Genomic DNA, 14,988 nt, shown 5'->3' with positions numbered 1-14,988 from the left:
CTATCAGTGTACATGAATATAGGTAAGTGAATAGTACAAGGAATGGTTCGCATATATTAAATAACCACTTTATTTAAAGGAGGTTAATTATGCCTGAAAGTAATCCCGAAAAAAATATAATCGAATTACAACAAAAATTTTTGGATCATCTTCGAAATGTACCTTACCCGCTATACCCACATTATGGAACAATTACTCAATTTAAAGAAATACCAATATCTAATCCTGAACAAAGACAATTGCGACAGCCTGGAGTAGAAGAATTAATGGTTCCTTTACCAATAATAGAGAATCCAAATTATAAAGGTAGTGAAAAGCTAAAAGGAAAAGTAGCGCTCATAACAGGAGGTGATAGCGGGATTGGGGCTGCTACTGCCATTGCTTTTGCTAAAGAAGGTGCAGATATAGCAATATCCTATTTAGATGAACATAATGATGCAGAAAGAACAAAAAAACGCATTGAGCAGTTGGGGCGAGCATGTTTATTGTTGCCAGGAGATTTGGAAGACAAACAGCATGCAAAAGGAATTGTTGAACAAACAGTGGAACGATTTCGTGGGATTGATATAGTCGTTAACAATGCGGGTATCCAGTTTCAACAAAATGAATTAGAAGATATATCTGATGAACAATTTGAACGCACATTCTATGTGAATTTCTTTTCGCACTTTTACACAACAAAGGCGGCGATACCTTTTTTAAAACCAGGGAGTTCAATTATTGGTACAGCATCCGTTGTAACATACTCTGGTCAGACAGATCTTATTGATTACACTGCAACCAAAGGAGCGATTGTCGGTTGGACCAGATCATTGGCATTAAATGTTGTAAAAAAAGGAATAAGAGTGAATGCAGTTGCTCCTGGGCCAGTCTGGACTCCGTTAATTCCATCTAGTTTTTCTGCTGATAATGTAGCTATATTTGGTTCAAATAATCCTATGCAGCGTGCCGCACAACCATTTGAATTGGCTCCTACTTTTGTTTATCTCGCTTCTAATGATTCCAGTTATGTAACTGGCCAGGTTCTTCATGTAGACGGGGGACAGTCTACAAATTCTTAAAAGGGGTTTTTTTATGAAATATACATTTTCAAAAGAAGTTTATTGGCTTCTAGAACCTTATTCAGAAGAAACAGTATCTGTAAAATATCTTGATACTTCATTTTATTTACCTGTAATTGGAATGCGTCCACCGTTTTATTGCTATCCAGAATATACCTTTAATTATCCTGTAGTGTAAATAAAAATAAGGGGAGGATAGCCTTTATTAAATGGTGTGCTACTTACCAATTGGTGAGTAGCACTTTACGATGAGTTGAAGGAGTACAGTCTCTGGTGTAGTTCATCGTGTCAAAATACCGCTAGAACCATTAACCATATGTATTATAAAAATTGTAACAACTAAATACTTACTTGATCTTCGACCTACCTATACGATATTTATATTAATTATTTTCAGTTGCTGATGCTACTTCATCATATCCAGTATCATTACCAGTCGAAATATTAACCAATTGATTAATTATATTTCTCCATTTGGGAGTTATACTATCCCAATCATCTCTTCAATTACCAGTTACAAATTTATAAGCTGCTTTAAGATTCCGGCGTTTCGAATTTCTGTCATATCGTCATCATTTTAAGCAAATATTTTTATTTCTTTTGACAATGCTTCTTTAGCAGCATCATCCCAGTGATCAGGATGCAGATGAGTGACAAGGACAGCATCAATATTAGATATAATATTGTCAATGGATGTCGGTAAGCTAACCAAAGGATTATTTTGGTCTTCTTTTGGTGCAGGATGTAAACCAACACTAGTTCCAAAAAGGTCTCATAGTCCCTTTTTCTGCTAACTTTGGATCAATTAGAAACTATTTTCCTGAATATTTTACAACCGCTGTTGCGTTACGAACGTGATGTTTATTCATATATATTAACTCCTTAATAAAGATGTTTATTTTTCTTGTTGTTTTCTATAATCACGTCTTGTATTTCCTTTTTATTTTTTTTCATTTTACGCCATGCTTTATACATCGCAAATAGCGAAACTATATAAAATCCCAAAAATATCGTAAACAGATTTAAAAAAGCTGGCCAAATTTCGTTTACACTTTCAGTGGAAATAAAAGTATCATGCACGTTATTATTCCGATAAATGAGTGGAATGTTTTCTTCCAAACGATATTCATTATATGTAGTTCCGGTTACTGCTTTTTTAGTTATATAATCTCTTCCTTCTCGATCTTGATAATGAAGGAATAATTCATAGGTTGTATAAGATGCACCTTTGTGTGAACGAGTCTCGTTAAAGTCGCCATCTATTACAGTAGCTGTTACTTCTGTTTGATTCCATTCATTCATTTTATTGAAAATATTTATTGCTGTCAGTATAACAAAAATCATTCCAAGTATGATGTAAGCAGTTAATAAGGAGTAGCCACTTATCTTTAGTATCCTTTTTATCTGTTCTTTGCGAGTGTGATTATTTTTAATGAATTTTATATCCTTCAATAAAAGACAGCCAAACATCATTACAGGGAAATATAAGAAAATAAAGACAGGTATTGCTAATGTTTTTTCAAATTGAATATCTTTCTCCGTTACGAAAGTATCAGCGTTTTTCATGTATCCAGAAATTTTATCTCCTACTTGGATAGCATCAAATTGTTCTTTGGAAATTTTGCTAGGTCGTTCTGAGTTTGAGACATGAACTTCAAAGCGTGGATATAAGTATAATCCTTTTTTGCTATATTTTAGTTCAACGGTTTCTTCTACAGGTTCATCATGAATGGTACTACTGAAATGGATATAAAGCAAAGTGAATCCAGCAGCCATAAAAACAAACAACGTGAAAATAAACATGTTGTTAGAAATGTTTGACGATTTCATATATCATCTTCCTTTTTCTTTTAATAACGAAATAACTTTTTTCTAGGAAATGTTGGAAACTAATTTCCGTGCTGTCAACGTAATTATATCAAACTTTCCTTAAGATAGTGAATTAGTTGTCAACATTGGTGACAAAGGAGAGATAATGCTGAAAAAAGCAACAGGTAGAATATTAGAGAATATGCCTCTTTTAAAGAAGCATTATGAAGAAGAAAACTTTAAGGCATTAAGCGAAGGGGAAAAAGTAGTATTTCTCACATTAATTTATTTCTTTGAATCACCAGAAAAGAAAGGGTTTGATTTACGACAAATTTATAACCACTTAGATAACGACTGTCTAGAATTTGCTTTAGGGTGTATTCATAATTACTTTTTAGAAGATGCGTATTTAATAACAAATCCTATGGAGTAATTAAATTAAGAGGAAATCCTGGTTCTATAATTCGTTGGTATGGATATAGAACAACAAATGGTTCTGATTTAAATCCTGAAGGTAAAGCAGTTACTGTTATTGGTTATTCATTTACTCCACCAAGTGGATCGGGGGAAACCATGTGACGGGATATTGGAACTGTTGTTGACGCAAATACAAGGACTTTAAATCACAACCCTGATACAACTGGATGCCAAGCGGATCTCCTGTTTACAGAAGTTATTCGGATACTGGGCAGACTGCGATTGGTATTCATACAGCTGGAGCGACGACACATAATATATCAACACGTATAACTAACGGTGTTTTTGATAAAATTCCATCATGGAGTGAATAAGTGTGAAGAAAATCATTTTTTTGGTGCTGTTATTCATTTTAGTAGGATGTCAACAAGATGAAGGACAAAATCAAGAGCAAAATGTAAAAGTAACCATTAGTCTAATAGATGGAGATTCTAATTCTGTTAGAGAAGCTACTATGTATGCTTTTGATATGACCCCAGGAGCACCAGAAAATGGAGTAATTGTTGAACCTGATGACAATCAGTTTGAAGTGGAATTAGAATCAGACAGAACTTATCAACTTGATTTTTATAAGAATGACGAGAAAATATATGAAGAGGAAATAAATGTTACATCAGGTGGAAATAATCAAGAATTAACAATAACGATAAAGTAAAAAAGCAGTCCTGCTTTTTCATCGGGATAGAACTAGAATCACTGAATAACTAAATATAAACAAAGGTGTATTGTTAAATTAATGACGATGATTGTACCGTCTTCTTTTTTTCAACGCTTTGAGATCACCGGACAGTTAAGCTTAATGAGATATTGTTACATCATAGGTCTTCTTTAGTAGAATGGTAAATCATCTATTTACTAGGAGAATACCATATTAATTCCGATAATGCGTTTCATTAATCTGGATAATCGTCTCCACATTGTTCTGTCGCTACGCCTTCCTACATCCATCCATTTTCAACACCAATTGTAAATTTAATGTGAATTTTTTCTTTTTCTCGTGCGCTTATTGTATTATTTAATATATTTAACGCATTTATACAATTAGACCAGATTGTTGAATAAGTTTTAAATAACACAATATAGTATAATAAACTAAAGTAATGGTATTTTTTATCGAAAGCAGGTATAAGCTTATGGTGAAGATTATGGTTGTAGGTGCTTCTGGCTCGTTAGGTCAACTAATTTGTAAAGAAATTATAAGGATATTTGATAAACCATTTGAACTAATCGTTACAGACTATAAAGAGACCCGAGGTGAATTATTTGCTTCTTCTTTGGAGCACAAATACACTTTTTTTAAGAAACTAGATATTAATAATGAAGAAGAAATACATAAAACGATAGTAAATTTAGATTTAGTTATTGTAGCCATTGAACAAAAACACCCAATGGTACAAGAAAAGTGCATAGAAAAACAAATTATGTGTATTGATGTAACTCCATATCAACCGTTCGTTGATATGGTTCTAATGTTAAATAGTAAGTGTGAAAATAATCAAGTTGCATCAATAGTAATGTCAGGTTTTTTGCCGGGGTTATCAGGATTAATGATAAAAGAGGGGATAAGAGGTTTTCAAGAAGTGGAAGAAGTAAATTTAGGATTTTTGCAGAGCACAAATGCAAAGGTAGGAGTTACGGGGATCGTTGATATGTTGTCTATCGTATCCGACCCTGTAGATTTGAACAATCAAATAATTAAAGGTTTTTCTTTTAAAAAACGTATGGAGTTTTATAAAAAAGACAAGCAAAGTAATGTGAGGTTAATTCATCATGCTGAACAGAAGCACTTGAAAGAAAACCTAAAAATAAATAATTTGAGATATTGGACAGCATGGGATCAGCCAATATTTAATAAAGCCATATCACTTTTCAATAAAACTGGCTTCATAAATTTTATTACTCAAGCTCGATACAAACATACCTTGAGTAAGTTCGTTAAACATAACCCTCGAAAAAGCGAAAACGCCTATTTAACTGTCGAAATTAAAGGAAAAAGTAATAACGTTAAACATTCCAAACTTTTGCAGTTAGTTACACCTTCAGACTACTATACTACGGCTATGATAACAGCTGCGCTTAGCAATATTTTACTCAAGCATAATTTATCGGGTGCACGCTTTCCATTTCAGATAACAAACCTCGATAACATATTAAGAACAATTAAATCAGATAAAATACAGTTAAATATTAGGGATAAATAGAGATTTTAAGGTGTTATCTAAAAATACAAGCTAGTAGCCCTAGGGTGTTCAAGAATAGGGCACGGTAATTGAATAAACGTGCTACATAGGTGTTGGTCAAGTAGGTATCTGAGAATGAGACATATAATTTTATCTTTAAAACGGCAATCGATCAGAACGATAAGCGAGAGCTGTTAAAAAGTAGAAAAAGTAATATTTGATGAAAATTACTATAAGAATCATACATACGGTACAGCAAGAGCAAAATATACAAACAAGTTAGATGAAGTAAGTATTATTGTGCAATTCGTCAGTATAGGAAGAGAGTAAGTAATAAAAGCATTAGGCTATTTAATTCTTCTAGTTTACATAATATTTATTATAGGAAGTAAATGAAAAACAATAAAATCTTGTCTCATAATCAAAGTAAACTCTGGATAGTGAGACAAGATTAAAAATTATTTATTTTAGTTTTGTTCACATTTATAATTAATCACCTAATGATATATTTTTTAACGATTGTTTCGCTGGACCTTCGATAACTTCTCCAGTGTAATTATATCTTGAACCATGACATGGACAATCCCAAGTTCGATCTTCTTGATTCCAATTTACTTCACACCCTAAATGTGTACAAGTTGTATCAACGCTATAAATATTATCTTGATTATCTTTATATACTCCAATTCTAATTCCTTTGTTGTGTGTAATCGTTGCTTCATCTTGATTTAAATCATCAATTTTTGTATTATCTGTAAAACTGAACTTTCCTTTTATAAATTCCTTCGCTGTATTTGCGTTTACGGTAAATAAATTTTTTATCATTGGATCAGCCTTAAACCTACTTGGTGATAATAATTCACGGTATCGATTATTTTCATGCTTTAATATATAACTTGCTAGCACATTTGCGGCCAATGTTCCATTTGTCATGCCCCATTTACGATATCCTGTTGCTATAAGGATACTTGGATCCCCATCAGTTATTGGACCAATATAAGGAAGTTTATCTAGAGTTGTAAGATCTTGTGCAGACCATCGATAAGCAATATGATCTATATCAAAATATTTCTTTGCGAACGATTGCAATTCTTCGTAATGCGCTATTGATGATTTCCCTTGACCAGCTCGATGGTTTTCACCAGCAATTACTATATAATCTTCATTATCAATGGTTACAGAGCGTACAGATCTTGTAGCAGATTCGACATTAATATACATGCCATTTATTTTCGAATTTGTTTTCCCAGCAATCACATAGGAACGCTCTGCGTACATACGTGTGAAATACAATCCCTCATCATCATGAAATGGAAAATGGCTTGCGGAAACTACATAATTACAAGTAATTCGATGATCATCTTTTGTAATTACTGTCGTGTGCTTATTTCGCTCTACTTCCATAGCAACCGTATGTTCATAAACTTCTAATCCGTTATTAATTGCATCATGAAGTAAGAATTGTAGATATTTTAATGGATGAAATTGAGCTTGTCCAGGCATTAATAACCCTTTTTTTATTGGTAGTTCAATCGGTAACTTATCGACTAATTCACCTTTAATATCAAGTGTATTATATGCTTTGAATTCATTTTCAATTTTATCTACATAATAATAATCATTCGTATACAAGTAAGCATCTTGTTCTTCATAGCCGCAAGATATATCAAATTGTTGTATCGTGTTTTTTATAAAATCATTCGCTTCTTTAGCAGCTTGATTGTATTTTAACGCAACTTCTTCCCCAAGGTTTTTAATCAGTTCATCATATATTAATCCATGTTGTTCTGTTATTTTTGCTGTTGTATGTCCAGTTGTTCCATTTAATATATTATCTGCGTCAATCAGTATTACCTTAACTCCCTCTTTTGCTAATAAGTAGGCTGTAGTGATCCCGGTAATTCCTCCACCGACAACACATACATCTGTTTTCACAGATTCATTTAACTTATCGAATTTTGGGAGATCTACATTCTTTCTCCATAATGGTTCTGCAGATGACAATGGTTGTTCGTTCATTATTAGGTCTCCTTATTAAAGAATTTATGTATTATCATTCCCTTCTAATTATTCTTTACTCAAAAAACACCTGTTTTCACATGGAAAACAGGTGTTTAAGTAATATTTATCGATTTTCAAAAAATAGTCGGTTTAATGATATATATTCATTTTCTTCTTCCGGAACCTCATCTTCCATGTAAATTGCCTCTACAGGGCATACAGCTTCACATGCACCGCAGTCAATACAGATATCAGGTTCAATGTAGAACATATCTTTGCCTTCTTCTATACAATCAACAGGACATACTTCAACGCACTCTCCTGCTTTTTCCGTTTTACAAGGTGACGTAATAACAAAAGCCAACGAATTTCTCCTCCTTCTTGCCAATATTGTCAGATATTCCCCTATTATAACTCATTATGTCTTAAAAATAAATGAATCATTCATTATCCATCCGTTTCATAACATGATAAAAAGGCATATGAAAGGAGTTAAAATATGCAAATTACTATTCGACCTGGAGACACTGCCTGGTATTATAGTCAATTATTTCAAATACCACTCATTCTTATTGAAACGTCAAATCCTGATGTCAACGTTGCAACTTTAACTATTGGCCAATCAATTGAGATTCCTGGGTTTATCATAAATGAATATATTGTACAAACTGGTGACAGTTATTGGTCAATTGCTAATCGTTATCAAATACCTTTAGATAGTATTGAAATTGTAAATCCAAATATTAACTCACAAAATCTTCAAGCTGGTCAAACTATACTTGTTCCAGTAAGAATACAAGATTTATTTGTAAATGATATCGATCAATATACGTATGAGAAATTTATACAGGATTTAACACTGCTACAACAAGTATATCCGTTTATCCAACAAAGAAATATTGGAAATTCCGTATTAGGAAAAGATATTATTGAATTGCAAATTGGGTCAGGTTCAAAACAAGTGCATATGAATGGCTCATTTCATGCAAACGAATGGATTACTACACCAGTATTAATGAAGTTCATAAATGAATACGTACTTGCCTTAACGAATAGCACCACCATTCGAGGATTACCGATGTTGCCTTTCTATCAACAAACGCAATTATCCATTGTTCCTATGGTGAATCCTGATGGTGTAGATCTTGTAATACTTGGAGCAGATGCTGCAGGAGAACTCCAAGAGTCTGTATTAGAAATTAATAACCAAAACATCGATTTTTCCGATTGGAAAGCAAATATTCGAGGGGTGGATTTAAATAATCAATACCCTGCCTTATGGGATGTTGAGGCAGAAAGAAATCCAACTTCACCACAGCCTAGAGATTTTCCTGGTTATGCCCCACTTACAGAGCCGGAAGCTTTAGCTATTGCGGAACTAACGGGAGATCGTGATTTTAGTAGAGTAAATGCACTTCATACCCAAGGGGAAGTAATTTTTTGGGGATTTGAAGGGCTGGAACCGCCTGAATCTTTAACAATTGTAACAGAATTCGAAAGGGTAAGTGGATATATACCGATTCAATATGTAGATAGTTATGCTGGATATAAAGATTGGTTTATACAGGAATACAGACGTCCTGGTTTTACATTAGAATTAGGCCAAGGAACCAATCCACTTCCAATTAGTCAGTTTGATGAAATTTATGAAGAAACTTTAGGAATATTGATAGCAAACCTTTATTTATAAATGGATGTTAATTTCATATCTTTACTAGAATTAATATCTAATACGTATATATCAGGGTTTCCAAGTGTTTTCCAATCTTCGAAACCAAAATTACCATTAAATTGTTGAAATAAATGAGATAATATATTGCCATGACTGACGATGATAATGGTATCTAATTTAGGATCATCAATTAATGGAGTTAAAACTGCATTTGCTCTCTGTAAAAGCGCAGATGCAGATTCACCACCAGGCAAATAAAATTCAGGATCTTCAAAGGACTGTTTTAATGCGTCCATCCAATCTTCTGTTGGCTCAGCACATAAAACTCGTTCTTTTAAACGGTCATCGATATTAATTTCTATATTAAGATAGTTTGAAAATGGTTTTATTGTGTCTATTGCTCGTAAATAAGGACTTGACCATATGCCACAGAAAGATTCATTCGTGTTTTGGAGGAATAATGATAACTCTTTTGCTTGTTGCAAACCTGCATTTGTTAAAGGAGCGTCAGGATGTTGTCCGTCTGCAGAACAGTGTCGAATGAAATATATTCTCTTCATAGCAAAGCCACCTCATTATTTATTCTAAATATTAAGTATCTTCACTAGTATATCATGAAAATAAAAGAAAGTTTACTATTAATAGAACAACTTTCCATAAAAAAACAGGGGCATGTCCCCCTGTTTTACACTTCTTTAAAATACTCTTTATGAAATCCCGCCATACGATTACTATTATCAATCACAAAATAAAACTCTTCCGTTTCATTTTTCACATCATAACGTTTACCTGGTGTTAGTTTATTATCTACAATATATTTTTTTGCATCTGCATGTACACATTCAATTTGCTTCATAGTTGGTCGGTTCTCCCAATTTAAGTGGATCATAAAAAGTCCCCCTCTTGTTTACATATTATTATTATGGTTAATCAAATATATATAAATATTTGCTATACCCTTCTTCCGCCATTTTTTCTTTTGGAATAAAACGCATCGCTGCAGAATTCATGCAATACCTTAACCCGCCTTTATCTTGAGGACCATCTTCAAAAACATGTCCTAAGTGTGAATCGGATTGCTTACTACGAATTTCTGTACGTACCATCCCATGCGTTTTATCTACTTTGTCTTCTATTTGATAAGGATCAACTGGTTTCGTGAAGCTTGGCCAACCGCACCCAGCATCATATTGATCTTTAGATGAAAATAAAACATTGCCTTTTATAATATCGACATAAATTCCCTCTTGTGTGTTGTTCCAATATTCATTGTCAAATGGACGTTCTGTTCCATTCTCCTGTGTAACATGATACTGAATCGGAGTCAGTTTCTCTTTTAAATCACTTTTATTAATTGGATTTTTCCAATTGTTTTCAATGAAATCTTGTCTGCCTGATCCTTTTTTATACAACCTGTAATGGAAACTGCGTTTTTTATAATAGTCCTGATGCTCTTCTTCTGCTTCATAAAATGGTTCAGCTGGGAGAATTGGAGTCACTATTGGCATCTTAAAGCGATCGCTCTCATCTAATGCTTTTTTTGAATCCTCAGCTACCTTTTTCTGTTCTTCCGTATGATAAAAGATAGCTGTTTGGTATGACTCTCCACGGTCATTAAATTGGCCGCCAGCATCAGTAGGGTCAATTTGTTGCCAAAAAGTTTCTACTAATTCTTTATAAGGCATGATTTCAGGGTCAAATGTAATTTGTACCGCTTCAACATGACCTGTTGTATTTGAACACACTTGTTCATAGGTTGGATTTTCTACATGCCCCCCTGTATAACCAGAACTAATATCTATAACACCTGGTCGTTGGTCAAATGGCTCTACCATACACCAGAAGCAACCTCCTGCAAATGTAGCTATTTCTGTTTGTTTAGACATGTAACTCCTCCAATCACATTTTAATATATTAGTTTAACCCTATTTTTCCCTTTTTAATGAAAAAAATCAAGCGCAAAGCATTATATATATAACTTAGGAGTAGATTTCCCTGATTTCTTTTCATTTACATGCTTTGGTGGATCGGTAATTGCGTCGGTGTCTTTATCAGTTTGACTTATATTTATACCTTCAGACTTAGATGTATCCTCTTCTGTATTATAATCTGTATTTTCAATTGATTTTTCAGAGACTTCCTCATCCTCATTGGATATCTCCTTAAATGCTTTCATCATTCTATACATACTAGGAAGATTTTTAACCATTGGACCGTATTCTTGAATCAATGGTGCTGTAGATTGTAATATTCCTAAAAATTGTTGGACGCCTCCCAAGGTTTTAGTTAACTTTTGTAAACCGCCAGAAGATACCGATCCTATTCCACCTACTGATTTGCCGCTTCCAAACGAGGATAATAAACCAGCAACTCCTCTAGAATTATCTCTACTTCTCATTTGACTATTGTTTAAAAACGGATTCCTATTTTGTTGATGGTTCATAGGTCCATAAGGTTGTTGTCGTTCGGATGGTGGAAAAACCATACTTATCCCCCCTTATCATGATGTTCTACCTATAGAATACGCGTTTACATATTAGAATGTGTAGGCTTGGTTTACGAACATTTCCCGGGAAACCGCATGAAATGGCATAATATACAAAAATCAGCACATGTAAACAAAGTATTTGTCGAAAAAATAAAAAATTAATCAAACGTTTGTTTGAATTACTGCGTGTTATTTCTACATGAAAAAAGCAGCTACTTAATGAGCTGCTTTTTTCCATTCGTATTCATTCCAAATAGAATCAAAAGTTACTATTGCACTTGGAAATGGACTATTCCATTCTAAGTAATCACTAATTTCATCATAGCTATTGGAATGTTTAGGGAAATTATGATCACGAAACGCCCACTCAGCAAGTTCAGAATTATCATCTTTTTTAATTTTGCCTCGGTAGGTCATTAAAAACTGATAGAATGTTTGCTCCATCTTTGCTCCTCTCCTCTGCTATTATGTTTCATTCATAAATTCTTCATGTTTTTGTTGTTTCTTTTTATAAACTATTTTAGATAAATAAATACTAATTTCATAAATAATCATAAGTGGAACGGCAACAACAATTTGTAAAATAAAATCCGGTGGTGTAATTAACACACCTATAATAATAAGTACAAAGTAAGCATACTTACGGTTTTTAGTCATAAATTGTGGTGTTAATATACCTAAACTAGTTAAAAACATTGCTATTAATGGTAGTTCAAATAGAAATGCAAATGGTAAAGTGATTTTCATTAAGAAGGTGAAATATCTATCAACTGTGAACATAATATTAAACATATCTTCGTTTAACGATAGCAAGAATGGAAATATTAGATGAATAAAAATAAGATATCCGAATATCAGTCCAATAATAAATAACAAGAATAATGCTGGTATATAAGATAAGGAAACCTTTTTCTCGCGAGAAGTTAGAGCTGGACTTATAAAAGCCCACACTTGGTAAGCTAAAATAGGAATTGTCCCGACTATGGCAACCAGACCAGCCATTGAGAAATAAACCCAAATAATTTCTGTTGGACTAATTGCTGTTAATTCCAAATCTATATCATTAACAAAAAACCAGTAAATATCTTTCACATTTAGAAAACCTATTATAAATAGAATAATAAATATTACCGCTGTAACAATTAATCGATTGCGTAATTCGGATAAATGTCCTACTACATTCATTTCTTTTTCTGTACTATCATTACTATTGGTATATTGATCTTCAGGTGTTGACATATACAAGCACTCCTTATGTACGACATAAAAGAAGATGTAAGGGCATTTCCCCTACACCTCCATTTCGTTGTTTATTTTATTGTTTCTTTTTATTGTGATCATTCATAATATCTTGACTAGCATTTTTAAATTCTTTTAGTGTAGTACCTAAAGCTCGTCCTATTTCAGGTAACTTTTTTGGCCCAAATACAATTAATGCTACTATTAAAATCAATATTAAGCCTGGAAAGCCGATATTACTAAACATCATGCATCACTCCACCGTCGTAGGTTTTTTAATAACATCTATTGTTTATATACATGAGTAATAAAAATGGTACTACCTATGATAAATCCATTATTATTTAGCATCTCTGTACTTTATACATATCATAGCACGATTAGAAATAATTAAACAAGTTATTCATTAAACTTCCTGAGTTTATTTTCGATCATACTGAATAAAGTAATAATCATACGGGTTTTTCTCATCTTTGTCACCTTTTATTTTAGATGATAATACCCAATTCTCTTTATCAAAGTCTGGGAAGAATGTATCTCCGGAAAATGAATCATCAATCCAGGTAATATACATCCGATCTGCAATGTCCATCACTTGTTTAAATAAGTTTGCACCGCCGATTACAAAATATTCTTCTTCTGGATTTTCTTTGCTCCATTTTTTGATTTCATCTATGTGGTGAATTATTTCTGTATTTTCATATTGTACATCTGTACGCTTAGTTAAAACAATATTTTTTCGATTTGGTAATGCCCCACCCATTGATTCGAATGTTTTTCTTCCCATAATTATAGTATTTCCTGTTGTCTTTTCTTTAAAAAAACGCAAATCCTTTGGTAAATGCCAAGGTAATTGATTATTAACTCCAATTACATGGTTACGATCCATAGCAAGTAATAACGAAATCATCTTATATCCTCACCTTCCTAAGTTAGAATCATCGTCTAGTATACATGTATCTATATTTGGACTATACAGCAATCGGTGCTTTTATACTTGGATGAGGATTATAATTTTCAATCACTAAATCATCTAAGTCCATCTCAAAAATAGATTCTTTGTCTGTGTTTATTTTTAATTGTGGAAAAACGCGGATTTCTCTTTCCAATTGTGTTTTGACTTGATCAACATGGTTAGAGTATATATGTGCATCTCCAAAAGTATGTACGAAATCGCCTACTTCTAGTCCGCATTCATGTGCAATAAGGTGCGTGAGCAAAGCATAACTGGCTATATTGAATGGTACACCAAGAAATACGTCTGCACTTCTTTGATAAAGCTGACAAGAAAGCTTTCCATTTGAAACATAAAATTGGAATAATGTATGACAAGGAGGTAAAGCCATTGTTGGAATATCTTCAGGATTCCATGCTGAAACAATATGTCTCCTTGAATTTGGATTTGTTTTAATGGAATGAATCACATCTTTTAACTGATCAATTGTTTCGTTTTGAGTAGTCTTCCAATTTCTCCATTGTTTTCCGTATACAGAACCTAAGTCCCCGTATTTGTCCGCAAAAGCATCATCTTCAAGAATACGTGTTTTGAAGAGCTCCATTTGTTCTTGATATTGTTTATTAAAGTTCTCATCTTCTTGACTACGCAAGCCAAAATTTGTCATATCAGGACCATGATAATCCGCGCTATTTATCCATTTTTCAAACGCCCACTCATTCCAAATATTATTATTATGTTTTAATAAATAACGAATATTCGTATCACCTTTTATAAACCAAAGTAGTTCACTTGCAACTAGACGGAATGGAACACGTTTTGTCGTTAGAAGAGGAAATCCCTTATTTAAATCAAATCGGATTTGGTGTCCGAATATAGAATGTGTTCCAGTATTGGTTCGATCTCCACGTTGTTCTCCATTTTCAAATATTTGTTTACACAAATCTAAGTATGCTTGTTCCCCTTGCATTGTAATCTCTCCTAACTATATTGGAAATATAGATTTATTAATTCTTAAATGACTTAATTATAACAGATACTAGTCCGCTTTTGTTACATAAACGTAAAACATAAGCTCTTAGATTCGGACATAAAACTAGAGTAAA

The 14,988-nt window shown here is 33.0% G+C and carries 18 protein-coding genes and 1 pseudogene; 6 read left to right on the top strand and 13 right to left on the bottom strand.

The features are described 5' to 3' along the window. The first annotated feature begins 89 nt into the window (after nt 1-89). Complete coding sequence (locus ABC346_RS13780; RefSeq protein ID WP_413235385.1) at nt 90-1,061, top strand: SDR family oxidoreductase; 972 nt, start codon at nt 90-92, stop codon at nt 1,059-1,061. Nucleotides 1,062-1,074: 13 nt separating this feature from the next. After that, the gene (locus ABC346_RS13775; protein WP_413235384.1) at nt 1,075-1,239 is read left to right on the top strand and encodes a hypothetical protein; all 165 of its coding nucleotides are present in this window, start codon (nt 1,075-1,077) and stop codon (nt 1,237-1,239) included. 402 nt (nt 1,240-1,641) lie between these two features. Here ABC346_RS13775 and ABC346_RS13770 read toward each other — a convergent pair. Next, nucleotides 1,642-1,930 (bottom strand): annotated as a pseudogene (locus ABC346_RS13770) (MBL fold metallo-hydrolase); the annotation flags it as partial. A gap of 13 nt (nt 1,931-1,943) precedes the next feature. Beyond that, the gene (locus tag ABC346_RS13765; RefSeq protein ID WP_413235383.1) at nt 1,944-2,891 is read right to left on the bottom strand and encodes a hypothetical protein; all 948 of its coding nucleotides are present in this window, start codon (nt 2,889-2,891) and stop codon (nt 1,944-1,946) included. Nucleotides 2,892-3,036: 145 nt separating this feature from the next. On the opposite strand from ABC346_RS13765, the gene ABC346_RS13760 reads away from it, so the two are divergent. The 3 genes from ABC346_RS13760 (at nt 3,037) to ABC346_RS13750 (ending at nt 5,548) form a co-directional block, all read left to right on the top strand. Beyond that, complete coding sequence (locus tag ABC346_RS13760) at nt 3,037-3,303, top strand: hypothetical protein (RefSeq protein WP_413235382.1); 267 nt, start codon at nt 3,037-3,039, stop codon at nt 3,301-3,303. Nucleotides 3,304-3,663: 360 nt separating this feature from the next. Continuing rightward, nucleotides 3,664-4,002 carry a membrane lipoprotein lipid attachment site-containing protein gene (locus ABC346_RS13755; protein WP_413235381.1) on the top strand — a complete coding sequence of 113 codons (339 nt, stop codon included), beginning with the start codon at nt 3,664-3,666 and terminating at the stop codon, nt 4,000-4,002. 478 nt (nt 4,003-4,480) lie between these two features. Continuing rightward, complete coding sequence (locus tag ABC346_RS13750) at nt 4,481-5,548, top strand: saccharopine dehydrogenase NADP-binding domain-containing protein (protein WP_413235380.1); 1,068 nt, start codon at nt 4,481-4,483, stop codon at nt 5,546-5,548. Between the two features lie 468 nt (nt 5,549-6,016). Here ABC346_RS13750 and ABC346_RS13745 read toward each other — a convergent pair whose 3' ends face one another. After that, nucleotides 6,017-7,546 (bottom strand): FAD-dependent oxidoreductase, encoded by a 1,530-nt coding sequence (locus ABC346_RS13745; protein ID WP_413235379.1) that lies wholly within the window; start codon nt 7,544-7,546, stop codon nt 6,017-6,019. 106 nt (nt 7,547-7,652) lie between these two features. Then, the gene (locus ABC346_RS13740; protein ID WP_011066130.1) at nt 7,653-7,892 is read right to left on the bottom strand and encodes a 4Fe-4S dicluster domain-containing protein; all 240 of its coding nucleotides are present in this window, start codon (nt 7,890-7,892) and stop codon (nt 7,653-7,655) included. 135 nt (nt 7,893-8,027) lie between these two features. Here ABC346_RS13740 and ABC346_RS13735 point away from each other — a divergent pair, with 135 nt between their 5' ends. Beyond that, nucleotides 8,028-9,218, top strand: a complete 1,191-nt coding sequence (locus ABC346_RS13735; protein ID WP_413235378.1) for a M14 family metallopeptidase — start codon at nt 8,028-8,030, stop codon at nt 9,216-9,218. Here ABC346_RS13735 and ABC346_RS13730 read toward each other — a convergent pair. The 9 genes from ABC346_RS13730 to ABC346_RS13690 form a co-directional block, all read right to left on the bottom strand. Further along, entirely contained in the window at nt 9,209-9,760 is a 552-nt protein-coding gene (locus ABC346_RS13730) for a histidine phosphatase family protein (RefSeq protein WP_413235377.1), read from the bottom strand. The two genes, ABC346_RS13735 and ABC346_RS13730, sit on opposite strands and share 10 nt — an antisense overlap. Nucleotides 9,761-9,885: 125 nt before the next feature. Further along, nucleotides 9,886-10,089 (bottom strand): DUF6501 family protein, encoded by a 204-nt coding sequence (locus ABC346_RS13725; RefSeq protein WP_413235376.1) that lies wholly within the window; start codon nt 10,087-10,089, stop codon nt 9,886-9,888. A 37-nt stretch (nt 10,090-10,126) separates the two neighbouring features. Beyond that, on the bottom strand, nt 10,127-11,086 hold the full coding sequence (gene msrA, locus ABC346_RS13720; RefSeq protein WP_413235375.1) for a peptide-methionine (S)-S-oxide reductase MsrA: 960 nt from the start codon (nt 11,084-11,086) through the stop codon (nt 10,127-10,129). Nucleotides 11,087-11,166: 80 nt separating this feature from the next. After that, a complete protein-coding gene (gene vrrA, locus ABC346_RS13715; protein WP_413235374.1) occupies nt 11,167-11,685 on the bottom strand; it encodes a VrrA/YqfQ family protein in 519 nt (172 codons plus the stop codon). 219 nt (nt 11,686-11,904) lie between these two features. Beyond that, nucleotides 11,905-12,132: a YozE family protein gene (locus ABC346_RS13710; RefSeq protein ID WP_413235373.1), complete on the bottom strand. Its 228-nt coding sequence runs from the start codon at nt 12,130-12,132 to the stop codon at nt 11,905-11,907. A 21-nt stretch (nt 12,133-12,153) separates the two neighbouring features. Beyond that, nucleotides 12,154-12,927, bottom strand: a complete 774-nt coding sequence (gene tatC, locus ABC346_RS13705) for a twin-arginine translocase subunit TatC (protein WP_413235372.1) — start codon at nt 12,925-12,927, stop codon at nt 12,154-12,156. Between the two features lie 76 nt (nt 12,928-13,003). After that, entirely contained in the window at nt 13,004-13,174 is a 171-nt protein-coding gene (tatA, locus tag ABC346_RS13700) for a twin-arginine translocase TatA/TatE family subunit (RefSeq protein ID WP_413236558.1), read from the bottom strand. Nucleotides 13,175-13,348: 174 nt separating this feature from the next. Continuing rightward, on the bottom strand, nt 13,349-13,837 hold the full coding sequence (locus tag ABC346_RS13695) for a dihydrofolate reductase (protein WP_413235371.1): 489 nt from the start codon (nt 13,835-13,837) through the stop codon (nt 13,349-13,351). A 61-nt stretch (nt 13,838-13,898) separates the two neighbouring features. Further along, the gene (locus ABC346_RS13690; RefSeq protein ID WP_413235370.1) at nt 13,899-14,852 is read right to left on the bottom strand and encodes a thymidylate synthase; all 954 of its coding nucleotides are present in this window, start codon (nt 14,850-14,852) and stop codon (nt 13,899-13,901) included. Nucleotides 14,853-14,988 lie beyond the last annotated feature (136 nt).

The organism is Oceanobacillus phoenicis (assembly GCF_047238145.1).
GTDB lineage: Bacteria > Bacillota > Bacilli > Bacillales > Amphibacillaceae > Oceanobacillus.
Note: the sequence above shows the minus strand (reverse complement) of the source record. Positions and strands in the feature narration are given on the sequence as shown.